23 protein-coding genes and 1 pseudogene are annotated in these 26,004 nt (G+C 63.2%); 4 read left to right on the forward strand and 20 right to left on the reverse strand.

Features of this window, described 5'->3' with window-relative positions:
- Window positions 1-35: 35 nt before the first annotated feature.
- Both H3221_RS12040 and coq7 read left to right on the forward strand, forming a co-directional pair.
- Window positions 36-869 (forward strand): formylglycine-generating enzyme family protein, encoded by an 834-nt coding sequence (locus H3221_RS12040; protein WP_196474668.1) that lies wholly within the window; start codon window positions 36-38, stop codon window positions 867-869.
- 61 nt (window positions 870-930) lie between these two features.
- Entirely contained in the window at window positions 931-1,578 is a 648-nt protein-coding gene (gene coq7, locus H3221_RS12045) for a 2-polyprenyl-3-methyl-6-methoxy-1,4-benzoquinone monooxygenase (protein WP_196474669.1), read from the forward strand.
- A 48-nt stretch (window positions 1,579-1,626) separates the two neighbouring features.
- Here coq7 and H3221_RS12050 read toward each other — a convergent pair whose 3' ends face one another.
- Window positions 1,627-2,049 carry an OsmC family protein gene (locus H3221_RS12050; RefSeq protein ID WP_003463479.1) on the reverse strand — a complete coding sequence of 141 codons (423 nt, stop codon included), beginning with the start codon at window positions 2,047-2,049 and terminating at the stop codon, window positions 1,627-1,629.
- 234 nt (window positions 2,050-2,283) lie between these two features.
- On the opposite strand from H3221_RS12050, the gene crp reads away from it, so the two are divergent.
- Window positions 2,284-2,928 carry a cAMP-activated global transcriptional regulator CRP gene (crp, locus tag H3221_RS12055; protein ID WP_017675648.1) on the forward strand — a complete coding sequence of 215 codons (645 nt, stop codon included), beginning with the start codon at window positions 2,284-2,286 and terminating at the stop codon, window positions 2,926-2,928.
- A 49-nt stretch (window positions 2,929-2,977) separates the two neighbouring features.
- Here the strand turns inward: crp and trpC are convergent, their stop codons facing one another.
- From trpC to H3221_RS12135, 16 genes and pseudogenes are all read right to left on the reverse strand, one after another.
- Window positions 2,978-3,817, reverse strand: coding sequence for an indole-3-glycerol phosphate synthase TrpC (trpC, locus tag H3221_RS12060; RefSeq protein ID WP_196474670.1), 840 nt, complete (start codon window positions 3,815-3,817; stop codon window positions 2,978-2,980).
- Window positions 3,814-4,860 (reverse strand): anthranilate phosphoribosyltransferase, encoded by a 1,047-nt coding sequence (gene trpD, locus H3221_RS12065; RefSeq protein WP_196474671.1) that lies wholly within the window; start codon window positions 4,858-4,860, stop codon window positions 3,814-3,816. Before trpD ends, trpC begins: the two co-directional genes overlap by 4 nt.
- Window positions 4,857-5,453 carry an aminodeoxychorismate/anthranilate synthase component II gene (locus H3221_RS12070; protein WP_196474672.1) on the reverse strand — a complete coding sequence of 199 codons (597 nt, stop codon included), beginning with the start codon at window positions 5,451-5,453 and terminating at the stop codon, window positions 4,857-4,859. The genes trpD and H3221_RS12070 overlap by 4 nt, the downstream gene beginning before the upstream one ends.
- 13 nt (window positions 5,454-5,466) lie before the next feature.
- Window positions 5,467-6,957: an anthranilate synthase component I gene (gene trpE / locus H3221_RS12075; RefSeq protein WP_196474673.1), complete on the reverse strand. Its 1,491-nt coding sequence runs from the start codon at window positions 6,955-6,957 to the stop codon at window positions 5,467-5,469.
- Window positions 6,958-7,024: 67 nt separating this feature from the next.
- Window positions 7,025-7,845 (reverse strand): annotated as a pseudogene (locus tag H3221_RS12080) (phosphoglycolate phosphatase).
- Window positions 7,842-8,516 carry a ribulose-phosphate 3-epimerase gene (gene rpe / locus H3221_RS12085; protein ID WP_196474675.1) on the reverse strand — a complete coding sequence of 225 codons (675 nt, stop codon included), beginning with the start codon at window positions 8,514-8,516 and terminating at the stop codon, window positions 7,842-7,844. The pseudogene H3221_RS12080 and the gene rpe overlap by 4 nt, the downstream one beginning before the upstream one ends.
- A gap of 199 nt (window positions 8,517-8,715) precedes the next feature.
- On the reverse strand, window positions 8,716-10,176 hold the full coding sequence (gene gabD, locus H3221_RS12090) for an NADP-dependent succinate-semialdehyde dehydrogenase (RefSeq protein ID WP_196474676.1): 1,461 nt from the start codon (window positions 10,174-10,176) through the stop codon (window positions 8,716-8,718).
- 62 nt (window positions 10,177-10,238) lie between these two features.
- Window positions 10,239-11,618, reverse strand: a complete 1,380-nt coding sequence (locus H3221_RS12095; RefSeq protein WP_192982906.1) for a hypothetical protein — start codon at window positions 11,616-11,618, stop codon at window positions 10,239-10,241.
- Window positions 11,619-11,695: 77 nt separating this feature from the next.
- On the reverse strand, window positions 11,696-12,844 hold the full coding sequence (locus tag H3221_RS12100) for an iron-containing alcohol dehydrogenase (protein ID WP_196474677.1): 1,149 nt from the start codon (window positions 12,842-12,844) through the stop codon (window positions 11,696-11,698).
- Window positions 12,845-13,021: 177 nt separating this feature from the next.
- The gene (locus H3221_RS12105; RefSeq protein WP_196474678.1) at window positions 13,022-14,392 is read right to left on the reverse strand and encodes a sigma-54 interaction domain-containing protein; all 1,371 of its coding nucleotides are present in this window, start codon (window positions 14,390-14,392) and stop codon (window positions 13,022-13,024) included.
- 103 nt (window positions 14,393-14,495) lie between these two features.
- Window positions 14,496-15,323, reverse strand: coding sequence for an ABC transporter permease (locus tag H3221_RS12110; RefSeq protein WP_196474679.1), 828 nt, complete (start codon window positions 15,321-15,323; stop codon window positions 14,496-14,498).
- 206 nt (window positions 15,324-15,529) lie between these two features.
- Window positions 15,530-16,777 carry an ABC transporter permease gene (locus tag H3221_RS12115; protein ID WP_196474680.1) on the reverse strand — a complete coding sequence of 416 codons (1,248 nt, stop codon included), beginning with the start codon at window positions 16,775-16,777 and terminating at the stop codon, window positions 15,530-15,532.
- 154 nt (window positions 16,778-16,931) lie between these two features.
- A complete protein-coding gene (locus H3221_RS12120) occupies window positions 16,932-17,963 on the reverse strand; it encodes an ABC transporter substrate-binding protein (RefSeq protein ID WP_075750056.1) in 1,032 nt (343 codons plus the stop codon).
- 53 nt (window positions 17,964-18,016) lie between these two features.
- A complete protein-coding gene (locus H3221_RS12125; protein WP_196474681.1) occupies window positions 18,017-19,114 on the reverse strand; it encodes an ABC transporter ATP-binding protein in 1,098 nt (365 codons plus the stop codon).
- Window positions 19,115-19,374: 260 nt separating this feature from the next.
- Window positions 19,375-20,004, reverse strand: a complete 630-nt coding sequence (locus H3221_RS12130) for a response regulator (RefSeq protein WP_160019919.1) — start codon at window positions 20,002-20,004, stop codon at window positions 19,375-19,377.
- Complete coding sequence (locus tag H3221_RS12135; protein WP_196474682.1) at window positions 20,001-22,406, reverse strand: PAS domain-containing sensor histidine kinase; 2,406 nt, start codon at window positions 22,404-22,406, stop codon at window positions 20,001-20,003. Before H3221_RS12135 ends, H3221_RS12130 begins: the two co-directional genes overlap by 4 nt.
- 113 nt (window positions 22,407-22,519) lie before the next feature.
- On the opposite strand from H3221_RS12135, the gene H3221_RS12140 reads away from it, so the two are divergent.
- Window positions 22,520-23,518: an alpha/beta hydrolase family protein gene (locus H3221_RS12140; protein ID WP_196474683.1), complete on the forward strand. Its 999-nt coding sequence runs from the start codon at window positions 22,520-22,522 to the stop codon at window positions 23,516-23,518.
- 21 nt (window positions 23,519-23,539) lie between these two features.
- Here H3221_RS12140 and H3221_RS12145 read toward each other — a convergent pair whose 3' ends face one another.
- Genes H3221_RS12145 through H3221_RS12155 form a run of 3 tightly spaced genes read right to left on the reverse strand, consistent with a single transcriptional unit; the run spans window position 23,540 to window position 25,995 of the window.
- A complete protein-coding gene (locus H3221_RS12145; protein WP_196474684.1) occupies window positions 23,540-24,301 on the reverse strand; it encodes a DnaJ domain-containing protein in 762 nt (253 codons plus the stop codon).
- On the reverse strand, window positions 24,302-24,973 hold the full coding sequence (gene murU, locus H3221_RS12150; protein WP_196474685.1) for an N-acetylmuramate alpha-1-phosphate uridylyltransferase MurU: 672 nt from the start codon (window positions 24,971-24,973) through the stop codon (window positions 24,302-24,304). It abuts the gene before it with no gap.
- Window positions 24,970-25,995: an aminoglycoside phosphotransferase family protein gene (locus H3221_RS12155; protein ID WP_196474686.1), complete on the reverse strand. Its 1,026-nt coding sequence runs from the start codon at window positions 25,993-25,995 to the stop codon at window positions 24,970-24,972. Before H3221_RS12155 ends, murU begins: the two co-directional genes overlap by 4 nt.
- Window positions 25,996-26,004 lie beyond the last annotated feature (9 nt).

The following is a 26,004-nucleotide window of genomic DNA, read 5'->3' on the forward strand; positions in this document are numbered from 1 at the left end:
CTGAACACGCAGATCGTCGCCGGAGGCATCACCCCGTGCAAGTGCTGAAAGCGCGTTGCGTGACCCTCGCCGCCATTACCATCGCGGCCAGCGCTCTGCTGGTGAACCGACCGGCAGTGGCCTTCGAGACTCTCAGCGATCCGCTGCCCAGCGGCGGCCAGGGGCCCGAAATGGTGGTAATCCCCGCCGGCAAGTTTCGCCTGGGCGATGCTAGCGGTCGCGGCAACGACAACGAGCGCCCGCCGCGCATCATCGTCTTCGACCAGCCCTTTGCCATGGGCCGCCACGAAGTCACCTTCGCCGACTGGCAGAAATTTGCCGAAGCCAACGAGCTGCCCATGCCTGACAACGAGGGCTGGGGCCTTTCCGCACAGCGCCCGGTGATTCACGTGTCCTGGCGTGACGCTCACGCCTATGTCCAGTGGCTGTCACGCGAGACAGGCGCGCGTTATCGCCTGCCCACCGAAGCCGAATGGGAATATGCGGCACGCGGCGGCAGCCAGAGCTACTACTGGTGGGGCGAGCAACTCGACAGCGATGAGCAAGCGCCACGCGCTCACTGCCGCGGTTGCGCCAGCTCGCGTCTGCTGCGCAACAAGACGGCAGCCGTCGGCCAGTTCCCGGCCAATGGCTTCGGCTTGCATGACACCGCTGGCAACGTCTGGGAATGGACAGCCTCGAACTTCACCCAGCGCTTCGACGGCAGCGAAACACAGAGCGCAGGCTTGCTCGACAATGGCCCGCGTGTGGTGCGCGGCGGCGCCTGGAACAGCGGCCCGGTCTACCTGCGCAGCAGCATGCGCGACCTCAAGCAACCCCATCATCGCGACTATGCCCTGGGGTTTCGCGTGTTGCGCGAACTGCCTTGAGCGCGGACGACCTGGTGACTTTGCAGTAAACTGGCAAGGTTGTTCCCTCTGGAGGTGCCCCATGGCCAGCGAACGTCAGTATTCCCCCGTCGACCGCCTGCTGCTGCAAGCCGATGCCGCACTGCGCACACTGCTGCCATTCAGCGGTGCGCCGGGTCGCCCATCGCCTGCCATCGTGCAGAACGAGACCGAGCTGAGCAGCGAGGAGTCGCGCCACGTCGCCGGCCTGATGCGCATCAATCACACCGGTGAAGTCTGCGCCCAGGCGCTCTATCAGGGCCAGGCGCTGACCGCCAAACTCCCGGAAGCGCGCAGCGCCATGGAGCATGCGGCTGATGAGGAAATCGACCACCTGGCCTGGTGCGAACAGCGCATTCGTGAGCTGGGCAGCCAGCCCAGTGTACTCAACCCGCTGTTCTACGGTATGTCCTTCGGCGTTGGCGCCGTTGCCGGACTGGTCAGTGATCGCGTCAGCCTGGGCTTCGTCGCCGCCACAGAAGATCAGGTGTGCAAGCATCTGGACGAGCACCTGGAGCAACTGCCCGAGCACGACACCAAGTCACGCGCCATCCTCGAACAGATGCGCATCGACGAACAGCAGCACGCCAACAGCGCCATGGCAGCCGGCGGTGTGCGCTTCCCGGCACCGATCAAGTTCGGCATGACCTTACTGTCGAAGGTGATGACCAAGAGTACCTACCGCATCTGAAACGAACGAGGGCGCCAATCGGCGCCCTCGTTACTTGCTCGTATGGATTCAGCCCAGTTCGACGATTTCGTAATCGTGGCTGATGTCCACACCGGCACGACCCAGCATGATCGAGGCCGAGCAGTACTTCTCCGCCGACAGCTCCACCGCCCGCTTGACCTGAGCCTCTTTCAGCCCACGGCCCTTGACCACGAAGTGCAGGTGGATCTTGGTGAACACCTTGGGCTCCTCGTCTGCGCGCTCGGCGTCGAGGAACACCTCGCAGCTTTCTACCGGTTGGCGGCCCTTGCGCAGAATGCTGACCACATCGAAGTTGCTGCAGCCACCGAGGCCGATCAGCAGCATCTCCATCGGCCGAATACCGAGGTTACGACCACCCGCATCGGGCGGACCGTCCATCACCACGGCATGGCCACTACCGGACTCGCCGAGGAACAGAGCTTCACCGGCCCATTGCACACGCGCTTTCATCGATATTGGCTCCCAGAGTGGAAAAGTTTGGCAGATTAGCACAGGCAGGCTGCAATCCGATGTGCGCCGAATGCGCGAAAGTTCCACACTGTAACGTTACCCAAGTCGCAAAAAACTCCTTGGTCATAGTATGTCTGTTAAGCTGGCGTCGGAATGCTGTCACACTTGGCCGGATAACAAATAAGAAATTGCCGTTGGACAAAGGCCTTCACTTTTAATATTCGGGACTCGGGCATGGTTGCTATTACCCTTACACCAAAGATCAAGAACCTCGACAAACTTCTCGCGCATTGTCATCGCCGTCGTTACACAGCCAAAAGCACCATCATCTACGCAGGTGATCGTTGCGAAACCCTGTTTTTCATCGTCAAGGGCTCAGTCACCATCCTGATCGAGGATGACGATGGCCGTGAAATGATCATCGCCTATCTCAACTCTGGCGACTTTTTCGGCGAGATGGGCCTGTTCGAAAAGGATGGCTCAGAGAAGGAACGCAGCGCCTGGGTTCGCGCCAAGACCGAATGCGAAGTAGCGGAAATCAGCTACGCCAAGTTCCGCGAACTGACCCAGCAAGACCCCGAAATCCTCTTCGCCCTCGGCAGTCAGATGGCCGAGCGCCTGCGCAATACCACGCGCAAGGTCGGCGACCTGGCCTTCCTCGATGTCACTGGCCGTGTTGCGCGCACCCTGCTTGACCTGTGCAAGCAGCCGGATGCGATGACCCATCCGGATGGCATGCAAATCAAGATCACCCGTCAGGAAATCGGCCGCATCGTCGGCTGCTCCCGCGAGATGGTCGGTCGGGTACTCAAGTCGCTGGAAGAACAGGGCCTGGTACACGTCAAAGGCAAGACCATGGTGGTCTTCGGCACGCGCTGAACCAGCCTCCGTAAAAAAGCCGGCTTGATTGCCGGCTTTTTTATGCGTCTTACTCAGGATCGTTGCCGATGACAGCCGGCCGGCCGCGTTCGGGAAAGAACAAGCGCTGTAATTCGCTGCCCGGACTTTCCGCACGCATGAAGGCTTCACCGACCAGGAAGGCATAAACCTGGTTGATCTCCATGAGCTCGACATCGGCGCGATTGAGAATGCCGCTTTCGGTCACCACCAGACGATCACGCGGAATACGCGGCAGCAGGTCGAGCGTGGTTTCCAGGCTGACATCGAAGGTGTGCAGGTTGCGATTGTTGATACCCACCAGCGGGGTGTCCAACGTCTTCAGCGCACGCTCCAGCTCATCGCCGTCATGCACCTCGACCAGCACGTCGAGACCGACGTCCTTGGCCACCGAGGCCAGCTCGGCCATGCGCACGTCATCCAGGCAGGACACGATCAACAGCACGCAGTCGGCGCCCAGTGCACGTGCTTCGACGATCTGGTACGGATCGACCATGAAGTCCTTGCGGATCACCGGCAGCGCGCAGGCGGCGCGCGCCTGCTGCAGGTACTGGTCGGCGCCCTGGAAGAAATCGATATCGGTCAACACCGACAGGCAGGTGGCGCCGCCCGCTTCGTAACTACGGGCGATATCCGCCGGCACGAAGTCGGCGCGCAGCACGCCCTTGCTCGGCGAGGCTTTCTTGATCTCGGCGATCACGGCCGGTTGCTTGCGCGCCGCCTGTTCCAGCAACGCGCGGGCAAAGCCACGCGCAGCATCGGCACTGCGCGCAGCGGCCTCGACCTCGGCCAGGCTGACCTGAGCGCGACGGGCCATCACTTCCTCGAACTTACGGGCGACGATCTTCTCCAGTACGGTTGGCACGCTCACCCTTCGTTCTCCTGTTTGAATACCGCGGTAAAGGACACCAGCTCTTCCAGCTTCTCACGCGCCAGGCCGGTGTGCAGGGCATCATGCGCCAGCTGCATACCTTCGCGCAGGCTGCTGGCATGGTCAGCAGCGTAGAGCGCCGCGCCAGCGTTGAGCACGATCATATCGGCGGCCTTCTGACCGTTGTCGGTCTTGCGCCGGCCGAGGGCATCGTGGATCAGCGCCAGCGACTGCTCGGCGTTGTCGACGGTCAGGCCGATCAGGCTCTGACTCTTGATACCGAAATCCTCGGGCTGGATGCGGTACTCGCTGACCGCGCCATTCTTGAGTTCGGCAATGAAGGTCGGCGCGGCCAGGCTGATTTCGTCCAACCCATCCTGCGCGTGCACCACCAATACGTGCTCGCTACCCAGACGCTGCAGCACTTCGGCCATCGGCCGGCACAGGGCCTGGCTGAATACGCCGATGACCTGATGCTTGGCGCCTGCCGGGTTGGTCATCGGGCCAAGCATGTTGAAGAGGGTGCGCAGGCCCAGCTCGCGGCGCGGGCCGATGGCGTGCTTCATCGCCCCGTGATGAGACGGCGCGAACATGAAACCGACGCCCACGCTCTCGACACAGCGCGCCACTTGCTCGGGCTTGAGCCCCAGGTAGACACCGGCGGCTTCCAGCAGGTCGGCACTGCCACTCTTGCCGGAAACTGCGCGGTTGCCGTGCTTGGCCACCTTGCCGCCAGCTGCCGCGACGACGAAGGCCGCCGCCGTGGATACATTGAAGATGTTCATGCCGTCGCCACCGGTGCCGCAGGTATCGACCAGACGCTCGGCGTCGATCACTACGGGCGCGGCCAGCTCGCGCATGACGCTGGCGGCACCGACGATCTCGTCGATGGTCTCGCTCTTCATGCGCATGCCCATGAGGAAGGCGCCGACCTGCGCGTCGGTGCACTGGCCGGTCATGATCTCGCGCATCACCGCCTGCATTTCCTCGGTGGTCAGATCGAGCTGGGCGACGATACGGCCCAGGGCTTCCTTGATATTCATGCGCGCACGCCTCCGGTCTGCTTGAGGAAGTTGGCGAACAGTTCGTGCCCCTGCTCGGTGAGGATGGATTCGGGGTGGAACTGCACGCCCTCGATGTTCAGGGTCTTGTGGCGCAGGCCCATGATCTCGTCGACCGAGCCGTCTTCATGCTGGGTCCAGGCGGTGATTTCCAGGCAATCCGGCAGGGTTTCACGCTTGACCACCAGGGAATGATAGCGGGTTACGGTGAGCGGGTTGTTGAGACCGGCGAACACGCCCTTGTCCTCATGGAACACCGGGCTGGTCTTGCCATGCATCACCTGGCGCGCGCGCACCACATCACCACCGTAGGCCTGTCCGATGCTCTGGTGGCCGAGGCATACACCGAGAATCGGCAGCTTGCCGGCGAAGTGCAGGATGGCCTCGATAGACACACCCGCCTCGTTCGGCGTGCAGGGGCCGGGCGAGACGACGATGCGCTCAGGCTGCAAAGCCTCGATCTCGGCGATGGTCAGTTCGTCGTTGCGGATCACATGCACGTCGGCCCCCAGTTCACCCAGGTACTGCACGACGTTGTAGGTGAAGGAGTCGTAGTTATCGATCATCAAAAGCATGGTACGGCTCCTCTTATTCCTGGGCCTGAACGGCTGTCTGTTCGGCGAGTGCGACAGCGCGGAACATGGCACGCCGCTTGTTCAGGGTTTCTTCCCACTCCAGCGCGGGCACCGAGTCGGCGACGATGCCGGCGCCGGCCTGCACGTGCAACTCGCCGTCCTTGATCACCGCCGTGCGAATGGCAATCGCGGTGTCCATGTTGCCGTTCCAGGCGTAGTAACCGACTGCACCGCCATAGACGCCACGCTTGACCGGTTCCAGCTCGTCGATGATCTCCATGGCGCGGATCTTCGGCGCACCGGACAGGGTGCCGGCCGGCAGAATGGCACGTAGCGCGTCCATCGAAGTCAGGCCCTTCTTCAGCTGGCCGGTGACATTGGAAACGATGTGCATGACGTTGGAATATCGCTCGATGACCATCTTCTCGGTCAGTTTCACCGAGCCGATTTCCGAGACGCGTCCTGTGTCGTTGCGGCCCAGATCGATCAGCATCAGGTGCTCGGCGACCTCCTTGGCATCGGCCAGCAGGTCTTCTTCCAGCGCCAGGTCGGCCTCTTCGGTGGCGCCACGCGGGCGAGTGCCGGCGATGGGCCGGACGGTGACCAGGTTGTCCTCGACACGCACCAGCACCTCGGGCGACGAACCCACCACATGGAAATCGCCGAAGTTGAAGAAGTACATGTAAGGCGTCGGATTGATGCAGCGCAGCGCGCGGTACAAGTCGATGGGCGCTGCCTTGAACGGAATGGACATGCGCTGGGAAATCACCACCTGCATGCAGTCGCCCGCCAGGATGTAATCCTTGATGGCGCTGACCGAGCGCTCGTAATCCTCACGACTGAAGCTGGAGCGGAACACGGGCTCCTCGCCCGCAGGCTTGTTCAGATCCACCCCCAGACGCGGGGTGAAAGGCTGACGCAGCTTGTGCAGGACTTCCTGCAGGTGCGCCTGGCCACGCTCGAAGGCCTGCGCCTCGGCCGGATCGGCCAGCACGATGGCGTGCATCTTGCCCGCCAGGTTGTCGAACACCACCACGGCATCGGAGACATTGAGCAGGATATCCGGCGTGCCCAGCGCATCGGGATTGACCCCGGCAGCCAGCTTGGGCTCCACGTATCGAACGCTGTCGTAGGCGAAGTAACCCACCAGGCCACCATTGAAACGCGGCAGCCCGGCGATGGTCGGTACCTTGTAGCGCGCCTTGAACTGCTCGACGAAGGCCAGTGGATCGGCGCACTCATGGCGCTCGACCTCGACGCCGTCGGTGGTGATCACCACCTCATGACCGTGCACACGCAGCACGGTGCGCGCTGGCAGGCCGATGATCGAGTAGCGGCCCCACTTTTCGCCGCCCTGCACGGACTCCAGCAGGTAAGAGTTGGGCGCATCGGCCAGTTTCAGGTAGATCGACAGCGGCGTGTCGAAGTCAGCGATGGTTTCGCAGGCAAGCGGAATGCGGTTGTAGCCTTCAGCGGCTAAACGCAGGAATTCTTCATGGGTCATGATCAGCCTCATGGCTCGGGGTAAACGGTCGGGTGCAAACGGGCCGCGCAGCGGCGGCAGGACGAGATCAGGCGCGCCAGCGCCAACGGGCCAGAGCCTTGATCACTTTCATCCAGAGTTTGCAGCTAACCACCACGGTGCGATCTCGACAGGCGGGGGAATAAGGAGAGCGGCCACGGTATCGCAGCCGCTCGGGCTAAGCAACTATCAGAGCAACTCGGCCAGGTTATCGACCACCAGACTTGGCTGCTCCTCGGCAATCGGCCGGCCGTGGTTGTAGCCGTAACTCACGGCGACGCAGGGCACCGCGGCAGCGCGCGCGGCCAGCACGTCGTTGCGCGAGTCGCCGACGAACAACGATTGCGTCGCCTCGACCCCGGCCAAACGCATTACCTGCAGCAGTGCCGCGGGATCGGGCTTCTGCTGCGCCAGGGTGTCACCGCCGATGATCCAGCGAAAATAGCCGCCCAGGCCGACCTGCTCCAACAACGGCGCGACGAAGCGCTCCGGTTTGTTGGTCACCACGGCGAGCTCGACGGCCGCCGTGCTCAGCGCTTCGAGCAGCTCGTGCACGCCGGGGTACAACGCGGTCAGGTGATGGCAATCGGCGTAGATATCGAGAAAGCGCGCCAGCGCCTCTTCCGTCTCGGCCTCGCCGACTGCCGAGTGATCCAGACCACCGGCCAGGGCGCGTCGCACCAGCACCCGCGCGCCGTTGCCGACCCAGTCACGGACTCTTGCAACACCAGCTGGCGCGCGGCCCAGCTCGACCAGCATGCGGTCGACGGCTTCGGCCAGATCCGGCACCGAGTCGATCAGCGTGCCGTCCAGGTCGAACATCACCAGGCGCGGCAGCTCACCGCCACACAATGCACGCAGCGGTTTCATCCACGCACCAGTGCCAGCTCGGTGCGCATAGCGTCGATCACCGCCTTGTAGTCCGGCTGGTTGAAGATGGCCGAACCGGCGACGAAGGTGTCGGCGCCTGCTTCGGCGATCTCGCGAATGTTCTGCACGTTGACGCCACCGTCGATCTCCAGGCGGATCTCGCGGCCACTGGCGTCGATCAGCGCACGGGCTTCGCGCAGCTTGTCGAGGGTGCCGGGGATGAACTTCTGCCCACCGAAACCGGGGTTGACGCTCATCAGCAGGATCATGTCGACCTTGTCCATCACGTACTTGAGCACGTCCAGCGGCGTGGCCGGGTTGAACACCAGGCCAGCTTTGGCGCCGCCGGCCTTGATCAACTGCAGCGAACGGTCAATGTGCTCGGAAGCTTCCGGGTGGAAGGTAATGTAGCTGGCGCCCGCCTCGATGAAGTCACCGATGATGCGATCCACCGGCTTGACCATCAGGTGTGCGTCAATGGGCGCAGTGATGCCGTACTTGCGCAGCGCCGAGCAAACCATCGGGCCGATGGTCAGGTTGGGCACGTAGTGGTTGTCCATGACATCGAAGTGGACGATGTCCGCACCGGCGGCGAGTACGTTGTCCACTTCCTCACCCAAGCGGGCGAAGTCGGCGGAAAGGATCGACGGGGCGATGGCGAAGGGTTGCATGGCGCACCTCTGAGTGCTTGGTCACGGTGGCGCGCATTGTAACGGCTGTGGCGTCTTCAATCGACCGAAGCCAGCTTGGCGTAGGGTGCGACATGCCGAAGGCTTGTCCACCATGGTTCGGCTGCGACGCAGCATGAAGAAAAGGTGGACAAGCTTCGCGTTGTCCACCCTACTCAAGGCACCGTGGGAGCCGCCGGCCTCAGATACCACCCAGGCAGAGGTACTTGATCTCCAGGTACTCATCCAGCCCGTACTTGGAGCCCTCGCGGCCCAGGCCCGAGGATTTCATGCCGCCGAATGGCGCCACTTCGTTGGAAATCAGCCCGGTATTGATACCCACCATCCCGTACTCCAGCGCTTCGGCTACACGGAAGGTGCGCCCCAGATCGCGGGTATAGAAGTAGCCGGCCAGGCCGAACTCGGTGTCGTTGGCTTGGCGCACCACCTCGGCTTCGTCGCTGAAACGAAACAGTGGCGCCAGCGGACCAAAGGTCTCTTCGCGGGCCACACGCATATCCGTGGTGACGCCAGTGATGACCGTGGGCTCGAAGAAATGCCCGCCCAACGCGTGCGGCTTGCCGCCCTGCAGCACCTTGGCGCCCTTCTCCAGCGCATCGGCCAGATGAGCCTGCACCTTGGCCACGGCATTGCCGTCGATCAACGGGCCAATTACAACGCCTGCTTCATCACCCGAGCCAACCCGCAGTTTGGCCACGGCCGCGGCCAGCTTGTCGGCAAAGGCGTCGTAGACAGCGTCGTGCACATACAAGCGATTGGCGCAGACGCAGGTCTGCCCGGCGTTGCGGTACTTGGCCACCAGTGCGCCTTCGACCGCGGCATCGAGATCGGCATCCTCGAAGACGATGAACGGCGCATTGCCACCGAGTTCCAGCGAGAGCTTCTTCAGCGTCGGAGCACATTGCTCCATCAATTTAATGCCGACACCAGTGGAACCGGTGAACGACAACTTGCGCACGATGGGGTTGGCGCACAGCTCGGCACCGACTTCTCGGGAACGCTCGGCATCAGCCGGCAGTACGCTGAACAGCCCGGCCGGAATGCCCGCGCGCTCGGCCAGCACAGCCAGCGCCAGCGCACTGAACGGTGTCTGTGGCGCCGGTTTCAGCACCATGGCGCAGCCAGCGGCCAACGCTGGGCCGGCCTTGCGGCTGATCATCGCCGCCGGGAAGTTCCAGGGCGTGATGGCTGCGGTCACGCCAATGGGCTCCTTGGTCACGATCAGACGCTTGTCCGGCTGATGGCCGGGAATGGTGTCGCCATAGACGCGCTTGGCTTCTTCGGCGAACCATTCGATGAAGGATGCCGCGTAAAGCACCTCACCGCGCGCCTCGGTCAGCGGCTTGCCCTGCTCGGCGGTCATGATCTGGGCCAGGTCTTCCTGATTGGCCAGCATCAACTCGTACCATTTGCGCAGTCGCGCCGCCCGCTCCTTGGCCGTCAACGCACGCCAGGCGGGCTGGGCAGCCTGCGCCGCCTCGATGGCCTGACGGGTCTGCGCGCCACCGATGTTCGGCACGACGCCCAGCGACTTGCCGTTGGCGGGGTTAAGGATTTCAGTCACATCGCCATTGCTGGCGTCGCACCATTGGCCATCGATATAGGCCTGATGGCGCAGCAGATCGGGATCGTTCAGTTGCATGATTTTCTCCTGCTGCCGAGGGAGGCGTTCCCTCCTCGGCTGAATTTGGGATTGCACAGGCCTCACTCGGCGGGCGGCAGATCCTTGGTGAAGGTCTGGTCGTTCTCGCCACGGAACATCCGTGCCCCATAGATCAGCGCGCACAGACCGACGCCGATGGCGAAGGCCCAGCCGGCGCCCTTGATCGCCAGCACCGCACCGATCACCCCGGCAATGCCCAGGTCACGTTGGCTGCGTGCCTCCATGATGCCCAGGCGCACACTGACGTAGCCCTGGATCAGCAGAGTCAGCGCCAGCGCAACACCGAGGATCGGCTGCACCAGCGTCACCACCGGCAACAACAGCAGACCGGTATTGGTGCCCCAACGGAACGAGCCAACCCCGCCGTAGATCGATTTCATCGCCTTGGCGCCACCCTTGAAGCGCTCGGTGATGACCACCTGCATGGCGGACCACTGCGGGCCACACATGGCCACGTCCGGCCCGAATATGCTCATGAAGGCATTGCGCCCACCAAAGATCAGGTGCGAGCGGTTGGGGTTGAAGTCGACCTTCTCGTCACGGCGCACATGGTCGGCCTCGCCGAGGATCGCCCTGGCGCCGAGCACGTCACCGAACACCACCAGATAGGCGGCGAACACGGTGGGGATGGCGGTGACGAACATCATCAGTGGCGGCATGCCGAGGCCGAACACGGTGTACTCGTTCCACAGGGTGACGAAGTCCGGCTGGCTGATACCCCACTCGATGCTGGGCCAGGGTGCCTCGCCGAAAATCGGCGCGACGATCACCGCCAGCAAAATGATCGGGAAGATGCCCAGCTTGGCGAAGTTCCACCAGAAGCGATTGCGCTTCTTCAGCTCCTGGAAATGGATGGAAAACACCAGATAGAAAGCGATGCCAATGGCGATGGAAATGGTCCAGGGGAAGCTGTCGAAACGACCGCCTTCCTTGAATACCGTCACCACCGCACTCAGGCCCGCGCCCATGATGATGCCGGCCTTGAGCGCCGAGGGCACCAGGGACACCACCTTGCGTGCCATGCCCGTCATGCCCAGGCCTATCGAGAACACCCCCAGCATCAACTGGAAGGCAATCAGCGCATGTACCCGCTCCGGGCCCTCCGGAAACTGGCTGCAGTAGGCCATCAGCAGGGGAATCGCCGGGGTGATCCAGCCCGGAACGACCGGGTCGCCCAGCAGATGGTGGGTCAGATACAGCAGGCCGTTGAGCATGACCACCGCCAGCGCCACCTCGAAAGGCATGCCGAGGAATTCGGTCATCAACGGAATCGCCGCCAGATCCACTGCGCACATGAGCAGGCCCTGCATGTAGTCGGAGATTTCGAAGCGGTAATGAATGAAAGGCAGACGCACCTTGAATGGCCCCACCGGCCAGTAGGGGGCTTCCACACCAAGGTCTTGTTGATGCAGTTCGGACATTTGAGTCACCCAGCTTTATTAGAGTTGTATTTCAGCCGGCCCCAGCACACTGGGGCCTGTCATCTTCGTTACGGTAATCAGTAGGCAGAGCGGTAGATTTGTTCGATGTCGCCAGCCGTCAGGCGCCGAGGATTGTTGCGCATCAGGCGGTCGATCTTGCTCGCCTCCTCGGCCATGGCCGGGATGGCGTCTTCCGGTACACCGAAGCTGCGCATACCCTTGGGAATGTCGACGCTGGCGCACAGCTCGGCCATGGCCTCGACGGCCAGGTTGGCGGCGGCCTTGTCGCTCAAGCCATGCGTTTGCACGCCAAGAGCAGCAGCGATCTCGGCCATGCGCTCGACGCAGGCCAGCTTGTTCCAGGCCATCACGTAGGGCAGCAGCAAGGCATTGCTGACGCCGTGAGCGATATTGAAGCGCCCGCCCAGCGGGTAGGCCAGCGCATGCACAGCGCCCACGCCGGCATTGCCGAAGGCCATCCCGGCCATCAGGCTGGCGGTGGCCATGTCTTCGCGAGCGACCAGGTCAGCCGGATTGGCGTAGGCCTTGGGCAGCGCCTTGGCGATGAGCTTGATGGCACCAATGGCCAGAGCATCGGTGATCGGCGAGGCGTTGACCGACAGGTAGGACTCTACCGCGTGCACCAGTGCATCGACGCCACTGGCAGCCGTCACGCCGCGCGGGCAGGTCAGGGTCATCACCGGGCTGACCAGGGCGACGTCGGGCAACAGATAGTCACTGACGATGCCCTTTTTCAGTTGCGCCTGCTTGTCGGAGAGGATCGACACGTTGGTCACTTCCGAGCCGGTGCCGGCGGTGGTCGGGATGGCAATCAGCGGCGGGCCTTTGCGCTTGACCTGATCGACACCGAACAACTCTTCCAATGCACCGTCATGCCCGACGTAACCGGCCACGGCCTTGGCGATATCGATGGCGCTGCCGCCACCAACACCGATCAGGCCATCGTGACCGCCGTCGCGATAGACCTTTGCGCAGGCCTCGACGATGGCGATCTCCGGCTCCGGCTCGACACCATCAAAGATGCCATAGCGGCGCTCGCCGAGTTGCTGAAGGACATGCTCGACCGTACCGGACTTGATCAGGATGGTGTCGGTGACGATCAGCGGGTTGGTGATATTCAGTCGAGGCAGTTCGACCGCCAGTTGCTCCACAGCACCCTGGCCGGTCAGCAGCTTATTGGCGATCTTGAATGCAGCAATACTCATCAGCAGGCCCTTTGTGCGTTGTTGTGCTGAACGGGTTCAGGGCTTGCCATAGCCATTCCTGTGCCAGCTCGCGAAAAGCGGCGTGCTAGAAGGCTTGCGTCGATTTGTCACAGCGCTGCGCAGAACACAACTGATCAGAAAACCAATCAAAATCGTGCGTTTCGATCCATTTTCCAATCAACCCTGTTCCCAGCGCTTCATCTTCTGCACCAGCGTCGCCTGGCTCAGGCCGAGCACCTTGGCCGCTTCTCGGGTGGTCTTGTGCTGCATCAGCGCACGACGGATGAGACGCCGCTCAAGGTTCTCCACCTGCTTGCGCAATGGCAGCAGGTCGTGTTCGCCAGCGTCGCTGCGGGCGATGCGCATCTCCTCCGGCAGGTCGAACAGTTCGATGCGTTCACCACTGCAGGTGACGACCAGGCGCTCGACCAGATTGATCAGCTCGCGGATATTGCCGGGCCAGGCGTAGTCGGTCAGCGCATCGAGCGCTTCGAGCTCCCAGCTCAGCGCTCGTCCATAACGCTGGTTGAATTCGGCCAGGTAGAAATCCAGCAGCGGCTGAATTTCCTCGGGCCGCTCGCGCAAGGCCGGAATGTGGATCGGCACGACGTTGAGCCGGTAGTAGAGGTCGGCGCGAAAACGCCCCTCGGCGACCATCGTACGCAGGTCGTGGTGGGTGGCGGTGATGATGCGCACGTCCACCTCCTTCAACTCCAGGCCACCGACCGGGATGAAGCGGCTCTCCTCGATCACCTTGAGCAGCTTGACCTGCAGCGGCAGTGGGAGATCACCGATCTCATCGAGAAAAACCGTGCCCTGGTGCGCCAGCTCCAGCAGACCGCGCTTGCCCTTGCTGCCTGCACCGGTGAACGCGCCCGGCACATAGCCGAACAACTCGGCCTCGATCAGGTTCTCCGGCAGCGCACCGCAGTTCAGCGCCAGGAACGGCTGCGCTGCGCGCGGGCTGCTCTTGTGGATGTACTGGGCGATCAACGTCTTGCCGACCCCGGTTTCCCCCTGTAGCAGCACCTTCACGTCGCTGGCGGCGACCTGCCGCGCCTGCATGAAGACGCGCCCGGAAGCGGGCTGATCGGCGACTGGTGAGGCCTCGAGCAGATCGTCACGCTGCCCGGCATGCAGCTTGGCCGTGCTGTTGCGCAACTGCTTCAGTTGCTGCAACTCGTCGCGCTCATGCTTCATGCGCAGCAGCTCGGTCATGTCGCGCACGGTGCTGACCACGTAGCGCACGCGGCCATCGGCGGCGAAGATCGGCGTACCACTGACCAGCAGACGCTTGCCCTGGCTGACGCTCTGCATCAGCGACAGCGCCTTGCCTTCCTTGAGCACGCGCAACGACACCGACTGCGAGATCACGCCCTGCTCGACCAGCGCCTGCATGTGCTGGCCGACGACGTCCTCGGCACGCAGCCCGGTCAGACGCTCATAGGCACTGTTGACCTTGAGAGTGATGCCGTCGGCGTCGGTGATGTAGACGCCGTCATGCAACGCGTCGATCAGTTCGCGAAAACCGGGATCATCGAAGTCCATCTGGCCGCCTTGTTACGGAGGAGAAACTGCACATTCTACGCCCGGAAACGAGCAAGGCCCCGCCGGTTTCCCGGCGAGGCCCTGAGCATGCAGCTACGGCGATCTATTCCGGCGCCGAAGTTCGCAGCTTCTCGCTGCGACCACGCAGCCATTCCAGGGTCAGCAGCAACAGAATGGAGAAGCCGATCAGCAGGGTTGCCGCAGCAGCGATGGTTGGCGACAGGTTCTCGCGAATACCGCTGAACATCTGCCGCGGCAGGGTAGCCTGCTCGGGACCGGCGAGGAACAGGGTCACCACCACTTCATCGAAGGAGGTGGCGAAGGCGAACAGCGCGCCGGAGATCACACCCGGCGCGATCAGCGGCAGGGTCACCCGGCGAAACGCCGTCAGCGGAGAGGCGCCCAGGCTGGCGGCGGCGCGCACCAGGTTGTGATTGAAGCCCTGCAATGTGGCGGACACGGTAATGATCACGAACGGCACGCCGAGCACGGCATGCACCAGGATCAGTGACAGGTAGCTGTTGCCCATGCCCAGCGGCGCGAAGAACAGGTAGCTGGCGACGCCGATGATCACCACCGGCACGATCATCGGCGAGATCAGCAGGCTCATCACCAGCGCCTTGCCGCGAAACTCGCCTCGGGTCAGGCCGATGGCCGCCAAGGTGCCGAAGACCATGGCCAGCATGGTCGCAGCCGGGGCGATGATCAGGCTGTTCTTCAGCGAGCGCATCCAGTCAGCGGACATGAAGAAGTCCTCGTACCAGCGCAGCGAGAAGCCCTGCAACGGGTAGACCAGAAAGGTGCCGGAGTTGAACGACAGCGGCACGATGACCAGCACCGGCAGGATCAGAAACAGCAGCACCAGGCCGCAGAGAATGCGCAGGCCGTAATACCAGAGGCGCTCGACGGGTGACATGTAGGGGCTGAGCATGCGGTTTTACTCCAGTGAGCGTTTTAAGCTCCCCTCTCCCGCTTGCGGGAGAGGGGTTGGGGGAGAGGGCGCTCTTCTTGTGCCCTCCTCCCGAGTTCGATTACCGAGAGGCGGTGGTGCCGAAACAAGCACCCTCTCCCGCCCTTCGGGCACCCTCCCCCATGAATGGGAGAGGGTCATCAGATGGCCTGCTGCGCAGACCGTTTTTAGCCAAGCCTCAGCTTGCTCGCACCAACCAGCCAGCTGTACACCACATAGAGCACCAGGGTCGCCGCCAGCAGCAGGCCGCCAAGGGCCGTGGCCATGCCCCAGTTGATGGTGGTGTTGGTGTAGAAGGCGACGAAGTAGCTGATCATCTGGTCGTTCGGGCTGCCCAGCAGCGCCGGGGTGATGTAGTAGCCAATCGACAGGATGAACACCAGCAGGCAACCGGCACCGACACCGGCCAGGGTCTGCGGGAAGTACACCCGCCAGAAACTGGCGAACGGGTGGCAGCCCAGCGATACCGCCGCACGCATGTAGCTGGGCGAGATGCCCTTCATCACGCTGTAGATTGGCAGGATCATGAACGGCAGCATGATGTGCACCATGGCCACGTACACACCACTGCGGTTGAACACCAGTTGCAGCGGCTGCTCGATGATGCCCAGCGAGATCAGCGCGCTGTTGATCAGCCCACCCGACTGCAGCAATACGATCCAGGCCGCCACCCGCACCAGGATCGAGGTCCAGAACGGTAGCAGCACCAGGATCATCAGCAGGTTGCCCTGCCGCGTGGGCAGGTTGGCCAACAGGTAAGCCAGTGGGTAGGCCAGCACCAGGCAGATGGCGGTGATCACCAGGCTCATCCAGAAGGTACGGGCGAAGATGTCCAGATAAATGGCCTGGTCCGGCGTGGCCTTGGCCAGTTCGCCAAGGTCGTCGATGCGGTGATCGAGCGCAGCCAGCAAATAGTATGGCGTCACCGACGAAGCATTGCGGCGGATCACCTGCCAGTAGGCGGGATCGCCCCAGCGCTCGTCCATGTCGAGGAAGGCTTCCTGGTAAGACACCGGCTCCTCGCGCAGCGGTAGCTTGCGTGCGGTGCTGCTGACCAGGCTGCGAAAGCCCGCCAGTTCCATGTTCAGGCGCTTGGACAGATCGCCCAGGCTCTGGTTGCGCCGCGCCTCGAGCATATCGCTGGCAATCGCCCGGTATACCGACTCCTGCGGCAGACCACGGCCATCCCATCCGGCAATCGCCTCGACGGTAAGCGGCAGGCTGCCGACCACCTCAGGGTTGTCGACGCTGCGCATCAGCAGCGCGCCGATGGGCAGCAGGAAGGTCAGCAGGAGAAACAGCAACAGCGGCAGGATCAGCGCCTTGGATTTCAGGCGATTGAAACGCTCGGCACGAGCCAGACGCTGCTTCAGGCTCGGCCCAGGCAAATCGTTGGCAGGCAGTACGGCGGCCATGGACAACTCCGCAAGCTAAGGCCGCACCAGGCGGCAGGAATTCGGGGATACGACAAACATCGATTGGGCAGTTCCGCCCCCTCATCCGGCGCTAAGCGCCACCTTCTCCCGCAGGAGAAGGGGACGAGGAAGGTGTCGCTATGCGACGCACCGTTTAGCGGGCAGCCCAGGCGTTGAAACGCTGCTCCAGCTGCTCACCGTAGTCAGCCCAGAAGGTCACGTCGATCGCCACCTGGTTGGCGATGTTTTCCGGGGTGGTCGGCATCAGGTTCAAACGCTCCGGCGCCAGCAACTCGATGGCCTGCTTGTTGGCCGGGCCGTAGGCGATGTTCTCCGAGTAGGTCTTCTGCGCTTCGGGCTTGACCGAGTAGGCGATGAATTCCTTGGCTAGCTCCACGTTCTTGGCGCCACGCGGGATGGCCCAGGAGTCGAAGTCGTAGATGCCACCGTTCCACACCACTTGCAGGTTGCTCTCGGCTTGCACGGCCGCGATACGACCGTTGTAGGCCGAGCTCATCACCACGTCGCCGGAGGCCAGGTACTGCGGCGGCTGGGCGCCGGCTTCCCACCACTGGATATTGGGTTTCAGTTCATCGAGCTTCTTGAACGCACGATCCTGGCCTTCCTTGGTGGCCAGCACCTTGTACACGTCCTTGACCGGCACGCCGTCGGCCATCAGGGCGAACTCCAGGGTGTACTTGGCGCCCTTGCGCAGGCCACGCTTGCCCGGGAATTTCGCCACATCCCAGAAGTCGGCCCAACTGGTCGGTGCAGCGCTCAATTTGTCGGCGTTGTAGGCCAGCACCGTGGACCAGACGAAGAAGCCGACGCCGCACGGTTGGATGGCGCCATCGATGAAGTTGGCCTCATCGCCGAACTGCGCCGGGTCGAGCTCCTCGAACAGACCTTCGTCGCAACCACGAGCCAGCTCCGGCGACTCCACCTCCACCAGGTCCCAGCTCACGCTGCGGGTGTCGACCATGGCTTTGACCTTGGCCATCTCACCGTTGTATTCGCCGCCCAGCACCTTGTTGCCAGTGTCCTTCTCGAAGGGTTCGTAGAACGCCTTGACCTGCGCCGCCTTGTTCGCGCCGCCGAAGGAAACCGCCGTCAGATCCACCGCCAGTGCCGGCATGGCGCAGCTAACGCCCAGGGCCAACGCCGCGAGCTTCAGGGATTTCGTCATTCTTATCAGCTCCTCTGTGTTTCGGGGTAAAGGTGAAGCACTGCGCGAAAGGCTCACTCGGCTTGGAGTGGATCCAGCGCGCGGACATGCTCGACAGACCAGCCGAGCGGAACCAGGTCACCAACGGTCAGGGCCGGATCGAGCTCGGCCACGGGTTGTTTGACGTAGAAATCGGATTGGCCGCAGACCTCCATGCGAATACGCACGTGGTCACCCAGGTAGATGAACTCGGCGATACGCCCGGAGAAACGATTCGGGCAGGTTTCGCTATGGCCGTTGAGGCGGATGCGCTCGGGGCGGATCGACAGACTCACGGCATCGCCCACTGCGCCGACATTGACTGCCGTGGCACGTACCTCTTCACCACGCGCCAGGCGCACCACGCACTGCTCGCCATCGCGGCTGATCAGCTCGCCGGCCAGACGGTTGTTCTCACCGATGAACTGGGCGACGAAGGTGTTGTGCGGTGCTTCGTAGAGTTCGCGCGGCGGCGCGATCTGCTGGATCTCGCCCTGATGGAACACGGCCACGCGGTCGGACATGGTCAGCGCCTCGCCCTGATCGTGGGTCACATAGACCACGGTCACGCCCAGGCGCTGGTGCAGGTGTTTGATTTCCATCTGCATGTGTTCGCGCAACTGCTTGTCCAGCGCGCCCAGTGGCTCGTCCATCAGCACCAGTTGCGGCTCGAATACCAGCGCACGGGCCAAGGCCACACGCTGCTGCTGACCACCGGAGAGCTGACCCGGATAACGGTTGCGGAAGCTGTCGAGCTGTACCATCGACAGCGCGCGCTTGACTCGCTCACTGATGTCGGTGCGCGACATGCCGCGCACGCTCAGCGGGAAGGCCAGATTCTCGGCCACGGTCATGTGCGGAAACAGCGCGTAGTTCTGGAACACCATGCCGATGTCACGCTTGTGCGGCGGCAATTTGTTCAGGGAGCGACCATCGAGGAGGATCTCACCAGCGGTCGGCGTCTCGAAACCGGCCAGCATCATCAGGCTGGTGGTCTTGCCGGAGCCGGACGGGCCGAGCAGGGTCAGGAACTCACCCTTGCGGATATCCAGGTTGAGGTCTTTGACGATCAGCGTTTCGCCGTCATAGCTCTTCTGCACGCCACGGAAGCTCACCAGTACATCGTTTGCCATCACACCACACCCTTGTTCTTGTCTCAGGCCGATGAGCCAAGATTAGGTCGGCGAGAAAGGGTGAAAAATCGGGCGGGATGACAAGCTGATATCAGGCGCGAGGAGAATCTCGTGTAGGGATTGTCCTACAAATCCCGAGTCAGTATCTCGGGCATCACGCCCGTAGGGTGTCGCGGGGCCGCCGAGGCTGCGCGCACCAATCTTCCGGCTCCACGGCATTGGTGCGCACGGCGCACCCTACACGCAAAGCCATGCGCAACTCAGACCAGTCGGTGCTCCATCGCGTAACGCACCAGATCGGCCATCGAATGCGCGCCGAGCTTTTGCATCAGGCGCGCTTTGTGCGTGCTCACGGTCTTGTTGCTGATCGCCAGGTGCAGGGCGATATCGTTGACGCCCTCTCCCCGAACCAGACGCTCGAACACCGAAAACTCACGCTCGGACAGTTGCGCATGAGGTGGGCGCGAATCGGTCAGGCCGACCTCGAAGACCATGCGGTCGGCCAGCGCCGGATCGATATAACGCCCACCGCCGGCCACCTTGCGAATCGCGGTAATCAGCAGCGCCGGATCGCTGTCCTTGGTCGCGTAGCCGGCAGCCCCGGCCTTGAGCGCACGCGCCGCCATCTGCGCCTCGTCGTGCATCGACAGCACCAGAATCGCCGGAGCTTCGGTCAGCGCGCGAATACGTGGGATGGCCTCCAGACCATTGACGCCAGGCATGGAGATATCCAGCAGCACCACGTCGCAAGAGGTGCGGCGCAACACCTCGATCAGTTGCTCGCCATTGCAGGCTTCGCCGGCCACCTCGAGATCACGCGCCATACCGATCAGTTGCTTGATGCCTTCCCGCACGATGGTGTGGTCTTCGGCCACCAGTACCCTAATCACGCTGCGATCTCCTCTTCCAGATTGATACGCGCACACAGCGTAGTGCCCTCGCCCGGCTGGCTGTCAATCTGCAACTGTCCGCCGAGCATGAGCATGCGTTCCTGCATGCCGACCAGGCCGAAGGATTGCCCCGGCTTGCGCAGCGCCGGATCGAAGCCCTTGCCATCGTCGACGACCGACAGACACAAGGCGCCCCTTTCCTGCCACAGGCGCACCTCGACGCTGCGCGCACCGGCATGTCGCATCACGTTGGTCAGTGCCTCCTGGAGAATGCGGAACATACCTATGGCCTGGGCATCCGGCAGATGCGGCAGGTGCTCCGGCACTTCGACCAGACAAGGAATCTGCGTGCGCTCCTCGAAACGCCGTACCTGCCATTCGATGGCAGAGGCAATGCCGGCATCGAGAATCGGCGGGCGCAGCGCCGTGGCCACATCACGCACCAGCTGGAACAACTGAGCGATCAGGCGTTTCATGCTGTTGAGGCGCTCGTCCAGCTCGGGAATCTGTCCGGCGCAAACGAGCTCGCACATCGCCGTTTCCAGCTTGAGCACGGTCAGCACCTGCCCCAGCTCGTCGTGCACTTCGCGGGCGATCCGTGCCTTTTCCTCTTCGCGCACACTTTCCAGGTGCGCCGACAGTTCGCGCAGACGCGCCCGCGAATCGGCCAGTGCCAGCTCGGCCAGCTTGTTCTCGGTGATATCCCAGAGAATCCCGTCCCAGACCACACGCCCATTGCCCAGCGGGCGCGCGGTGGTGCGGATATCGGCCCACAGCACCTCCTGATCGGCGGTGAGGATGCGCCCCTGCCAGTACCAGTCGCTCTCGCCTTCCAGCGCCAGCGTCTGGCTGTTCAGATAGCTGTTCAGATCCTGCGGATGCACCAGGCTGCGGATACCGCGCTCCTCGCGCTGCAACTCGTGCGCCGGCCAGCCGACCATATCCTGACTGGCCTCGCTGATGTAGGCGAAGTTGACCACCGCTCCCGGCCCGGCGCGCTCCAGGCGGAACACCAGGCCGGGCACGTTGCCGGCGATACCCTTGAAGCGTGCCTCGCTCTCCTCCAGCGCCGCACGCGCCCGACGGCGTTCGGTGACGTCGCTGAGAAACACCACCAGATACTCGGCCTGGCGATAACGCAGGAAACTCAGGGAAACATCGGCCGGCATGCGGCTGCCGTCGGCGCGCAGGCAGTCGACCTCGAAGCTGGGGGACCCCTCTTCCTGCTCACGCACGCGCTTCCACAGGTTGAGCCAACGATCCATGTGCAGGCCGGGCTCCAACTGACTCAATGGTTTGTCCACCAGCTCGCCGGCGGCGTAACCAAGCATGCGTTCGGCGGCACGGTTGGCGTAGCGCAGGTGACTGTCCCAGTTGACCCAGAGAATGCCCACCGTGCTGTGGTCGATGGAAAACTGGCTCAGACGCAATGCCTCGGCCGCCTGCTGGTGACGATCCAGCTCGCCACGGGCACCCAGCAGCCCTCGCTCCAGCAAACGCGTCTGCTGCCTTTGCCGATAGAGCGCAGTTGCAACCAGCATCAACACCAGGCCGAAAAATAGCGCGAGCGTCTTCCAGAAACCGACGAAATCAGTGGACTGCGGATAGCGCAAAGGCATCCAGATTTCCCGTAACGCCTCCAATTCGCGAGCCGGCAGTGCCTTCAGGGTCTGATCGACAATGCCGGACAACAGCGCCTGATCGCGGCGCGTGGCCAGACGCAGAAGCTGCGGCAGACCTATGTCGCCCACGATGTTCAAGCTGGAGAAGCGTGACTCGCGTAGCAGCAGGCTGAGGCTCGCTTCATCCAGCACCGCGTAGCTGACCTCCTGATTCAGAACCAAGAGCAACGCCGAACGCTCCGAAGTCGTCGCGCGCAGACGCAGGTTGGTATGAGTGCGTTCCAGGTATTCGGCAGCCTGACTCGGCGCACGCAACGCGACCCTCTGCTCCAGCGGCAGTTGGTCGAGATCCACCGCGCCATTGCCGCTACGCTCGCCAACCACCAGATGCGGTACGCGCAGGTAAGGCATGGAGTAATGCCAGATGCGCAGGCCGGCCGGTGTCTGCTGCAGGCCAGGGGCCAGATCCACCTCGCCGGCGCTTGCGGCACGTTCCAGGGCCCCCAGGTTCGGATACAAGCGCCAGTCGGGGGTGACACCCATGCCTTCGAGCAGACGCTGCATCAGTTCGACATTGGCGCCCGTCAACTGTCGGTTCTGGTCACGCACGACCCAGGGCGCCTGCTGAACAAGGCCCACGCGCAGCACCGGATGCTCCTTGAGCCAGGCGCGCTGCTCGGCATCGAAAGCGGGGCGCAATGGCATGCGCGTGCTCTCGGCCCAGGCGGTGGGAATGGCCAGCATCAGCAGGAGGGCGAGGGAACGGAGAAGGGAGTTCATGCACGGCGAATCCGGTGACGCGATCCCCTACCTTACTCCAGTCTTGCGCTAATCGCCTGACAAAAGCGGAGCTCGGCATTAGGCTCTGTAGCAGTCCCCAAGGAGCTTCATCGATGCGCCTAAACTCACTCGCACTGCTCGGTGTCTGCCTGTTCTGCACTGCCACGAGCTGGGCGCAGGAGCCAACCGAGGACACACAGAACGCGACGCCAGGCGAGACCGAAACATCGACTCCCAGCGAACGCCCACTGCTGCCCGAACGCAGCGTCAGCGACGCACAGGCGCTTGAGCAACGTCTGGACAAGCGTGAGCAGCAGATTCTTCAGGCCGGCGCAGAAAGCTTCCTCGCACTCTGGCTACCGGCCAACGTCGGCGAACCCAGTGGCGCGGTGATCCTGCTGCCCGGCGACGTGGAAAATGCCAATGGCGCCGCGGCTGTCGGTCCGTTGCGGCGCAAGCTGCCCGACGCCGGCTGGCACAGCCTGAGCCTGACGCTGCCGGACCCGGACGGTGACCCGCTGCCACTGCGTGATGCCAGCGCCGACACTGCAGCGGTGCCCGCTGATCCTGCAAATACCGAGGCGGCCTCCGCTGCCGATGACCCTGTACAAACGCCGGCGGCAGACGGTGCTCAACCCACGGACAGCAGCGCGATCAGCCCGGAGCAGCGGCGTCAGGCCCACGTCGATCGCGTGATGGCGCGCATCGATGCCGCCATCGCCTTCGCCAACCAGCAGCAAGCCAGAGAAATCGTCCTGCTCGGCCACGGCAGCGGCGCCTACTGGGCTGCGCGCTACCTGAGCGAGCGCCAGCCGGACAACGTGCAGAATCTGCTGATGGTGGCAGCCGAACTACCTGACGGCTTCGCGCCGCCACTTGATGAAATGGTCGCACAGCTGGCCGTGGCCACCGGCGACTTCTTCTACAAGGACCAAGCCACCGACCGCACGGCTGCCTTGAAGCGCCTGCAGGCCAGCAAGCGAGCCAAGCTACCCACGTACATACAGGTATCGATGAAAGCCCTGCCGGGTAACCTGGATGTTCAGCAAGAGCAGCTTTATCGCCGTCTACGCGGCTGGTTGACGCAGCACATACGCGCCGCAGGCAGCTAGCAGGCGGCCGAAAACTACCGGCTAGCGAATCCCTCGACGCTGACGAATCAGCGCATAGGCCTGATGCAGCTGGCGCGTGGTGTCGGTGGCTTCACGAATGCGCTCGGGCGAGGCGCCGGAGCCAGCTAGCTTGTCCGGGTGATGCCGGCTGAGCAGGCGCCGGTAAGCGCGCTTGATCTGCTCTGGCTCGCTGCCTTCATTCACCCCCAATAACCGCAGCGCTTCCTGGTAACTGCCGCCAGCCGGTGCCGGCTGTTGGCTGCGGCGCGGGGCGTATTCCTCGCCCAGGCTATCGAGCCGTGCACCATCCCAGCCTAGCCACTTGCCCCAGAGCAGGATCAACTCATGCTCGCTGGCCGACACCCGCCCATCGACCCAGGCCATGCGCCAGCAGGCTCGCAGTAACGCATCGGCGCGCTCACGCTGACGCTGCAGGGGCGCGCGCAGGTTGTCACGCCCGGTCTTGCCGCGGGCAAAGGCCTCGATGGCGCGACGCTGAGCCACCGGGCCCAACCCCAGTCTTTGCATTTCCGAACGCGCCTGCTGGATATGGCTCTGCACCACCCGGCCGTCGCTCTTGGCCAGACGCCCCAGCATCAGAAACAGCAAATCGTCATCCGTCGGCGCCGCACGACCGCCCAAACGCTCACGCAGATTGTCCCAGCCATGCAGGCGCAGACGACGATCCAGCACCTGCCCGAGCAGACCGCCCAGCAGAGCGCCTGGGATACTGGCCAGGGCGAGGCCGGCGGCAGCCCCGAGCATGGTGGCCGGCCACAACACCTAACGCGCCTCCTGCAACAAGCGCTCGACTTCGGCCAGACGCTCGTGCGTACCGACGTCGACCCAGCAGCCGCCATAATGCTCGCCACTGACCTGCCCGGCCGCCATGGCCTCACGCAGCAACGGCGCCAGCTTGAAGGCACCGGGCTGAGAAGAGCCGAACAGACGCGGGTGCAGCACGGCAAGACCGCTGTAGGTCAACCGCTCGCCTGTCGCCTCACCGTCACGAACCTGACCCGCCGCCAGCACGAAGTCGCCCTGCGGGTGATGCGCCGGGTTATCCACCAGCACCAGATGCGCCAGACCGGCGAGCGGCTCACGCAGTGCGGCGAAGGCGTAGTCGGTGAAGATATCGCCATTGACCACCAGAAATGGCTCGGCACCCAACAGCGGCAGCGCCTTGAAAATGCCGCCACCCGTTTCCAGCGGCTCACCTTCGGGGGAATAGACGATACGCACGCCGAAGCGCGAGCCATCGCCGAGGTAATCCTCGATCTGCTGGCCGAGCCAGGCATGATTGATCACCAGTTCGGTGAAACCAGCGGCCGCCAGCGCACGGATGTGGTACTCGATCAACGGCACGCCCGCCGCCTTCACCAACGGCTTGGGCGTATGCAGCGTCAAAGGACGCATGCGCTCGCCCTTGCCCGCAGCGAGGATCATCGCCTTCATGCACGTGCCCCTTCATCTTTCGCCAGGCTGGCAAACAGCTCACCCAACTCGGCGAGCTCCGGCCGACGCGCCAGCACAGCCTCTATATAAGAGAAGAAACGCGGCACATCGCCGAGGTATTTGGGCTTGCCATCGCGGTGGCAGATGCGCGCGAAGATGCCGATGACCTTGAGGTGGCGCTGCACGCCCATCAGGTCACTGGCTCGCATAAAGTCGTCGAACGATGCCTGTACCGGAATGCCCGCTGCCTTGGCACGCTGCCAGTAATCCTGCAGCCAGCCTTGCACGCGCACCTCGGGCCAGCTGAGAAACGCATCCTTGAACAGACACGTGATGTCATAAGTGACCGGGCCGTTGACGGCATCCTGGAAATCCAGCACGCCGGGATTGGGCCCGCTCTGCATCAAGTTGCGCGGCATGAAGTCGCGATGCACCACCACCTTGGGCTGCGCCAGGGCACTGTCGATCAACAGACGGCTGATGCGTTGCCACGCTGCCTCCTGCTCAGGTGTGAAGGCATGCCCCAGATGGCGTTGTACGTACCACTCGGGAAACAGCTGCAACTCACGACGCAGCAACGCCTCGTCGTAATGCGGCAGATGGCTGTCGAGCGGTAAACGCTGCTGCTGCAGCAAAGCCTCGATGGCATCGTCGAACAGCGCGTCGGCATTGTGTTCGTTTATCACGTCCAGATAGGTCTGGCGGCCCAGATCATCGAGAATCAGGAAGCCCTGCTCGAGATCGGCAGCCAACACCTCAGGCACATGCACACCGGCGCTGGCCAGCAATGCAGCAATACGCACGAAGGGTTCGCAGTTTTCCTGAGGGGGCGGCGCATCCATCAGAATCAGGCTGCGCTCACCGGCCTGCCAGCGAAAATAGCGGCGAAAGCTGGCATCGCTGCTGGCGGGAGTGAGTTCGGCCTCAGGCACCGCTCCCCATTCGCGTGCCGCGAAGAGGGAGGGCAATTGCTCGGCGAGCCAGGTTTGCAGCTGTTGCAGACGTACATCGTGTTCAGACATCAAGGGGTC

The organism is Pseudomonas chaetocerotis (assembly GCF_015712105.2).
Taxonomy (GTDB): domain Bacteria; phylum Pseudomonadota; class Gammaproteobacteria; order Pseudomonadales; family Pseudomonadaceae; genus Aquipseudomonas; species Aquipseudomonas chaetocerotis.

Bases quoted from the DNA above. Each gene is read 5' to 3' on its own strand.
- H3221_RS12155 (WP_196474686.1), bottom strand. From the start codon at position 25,995: ATGTCTGAACACGATGTACGTCTGCAACAGCTGCAAACCTGGCTCGCC.
- H3221_RS12120 (WP_075750056.1), bottom strand. From the start codon at position 17,963: ATGACGAAATCCCTGAAGCTCGCGGCGTTGGCCCTGGGCGTTAGCTGC.
- trpE (WP_196474673.1), bottom strand. From the start codon at position 6,957: ATGACCCATGAAGAATTCCTGCGTTTAGCCGCTGAAGGCTACAACCGC.
- murU (WP_196474685.1), bottom strand. From the start codon at position 24,973: ATGAAGGCGATGATCCTCGCTGCGGGCAAGGGCGAGCGCATGCGTCCT.
- rpe (WP_196474675.1), bottom strand. From the start codon at position 8,516: ATGCAACCCTTCGCCATCGCCCCGTCGATCCTTTCCGCCGACTTCGCC.
- coq7 (WP_196474669.1), top strand. From the start codon at position 931: ATGGCCAGCGAACGTCAGTATTCCCCCGTCGACCGCCTGCTGCTGCAA.
- H3221_RS12050 (WP_003463479.1), bottom strand. From the start codon at position 2,049: ATGAAAGCGCGTGTGCAATGGGCCGGTGAAGCTCTGTTCCTCGGCGAG.
- H3221_RS12095 (WP_192982906.1), bottom strand. From the start codon at position 11,618: ATGTCCGAACTGCATCAACAAGACCTTGGTGTGGAAGCCCCCTACTGG.
- H3221_RS12140 (WP_196474683.1), top strand. From the start codon at position 22,520: ATGCGCCTAAACTCACTCGCACTGCTCGGTGTCTGCCTGTTCTGCACT.
- gabD (WP_196474676.1), bottom strand. From the start codon at position 10,176: ATGCAACTGAACGATCCCGATCTGCTGCGCCATCAGGCCTATATCGAT.
- trpD (WP_196474671.1), bottom strand. From the start codon at position 4,860: ATGAATATCAAGGAAGCCCTGGGCCGTATCGTCGCCCAGCTCGATCTG.
- H3221_RS12110 (WP_196474679.1), bottom strand. From the start codon at position 15,323: ATGCTCAGCCCCTACATGTCACCCGTCGAGCGCCTCTGGTATTACGGC.
- H3221_RS12100 (WP_196474677.1), bottom strand. From the start codon at position 12,844: ATGAGTATTGCTGCATTCAAGATCGCCAATAAGCTGCTGACCGGCCAG.
- H3221_RS12135 (WP_196474682.1), bottom strand. From the start codon at position 22,406: ATGAACTCCCTTCTCCGTTCCCTCGCCCTCCTGCTGATGCTGGCCATT.
- H3221_RS12115 (WP_196474680.1), bottom strand. From the start codon at position 16,777: ATGGCCGCCGTACTGCCTGCCAACGATTTGCCTGGGCCGAGCCTGAAG.
- H3221_RS12105 (WP_196474678.1), bottom strand. From the start codon at position 14,392: ATGGACTTCGATGATCCCGGTTTTCGCGAACTGATCGACGCGTTGCAT.
- crp (WP_017675648.1), top strand. From the start codon at position 2,284: ATGGTTGCTATTACCCTTACACCAAAGATCAAGAACCTCGACAAACTT.
- H3221_RS12125 (WP_196474681.1), bottom strand. From the start codon at position 19,114: ATGGCAAACGATGTACTGGTGAGCTTCCGTGGCGTGCAGAAGAGCTAT.
- H3221_RS12070 (WP_196474672.1), bottom strand. From the start codon at position 5,453: ATGCTTTTGATGATCGATAACTACGACTCCTTCACCTACAACGTCGTG.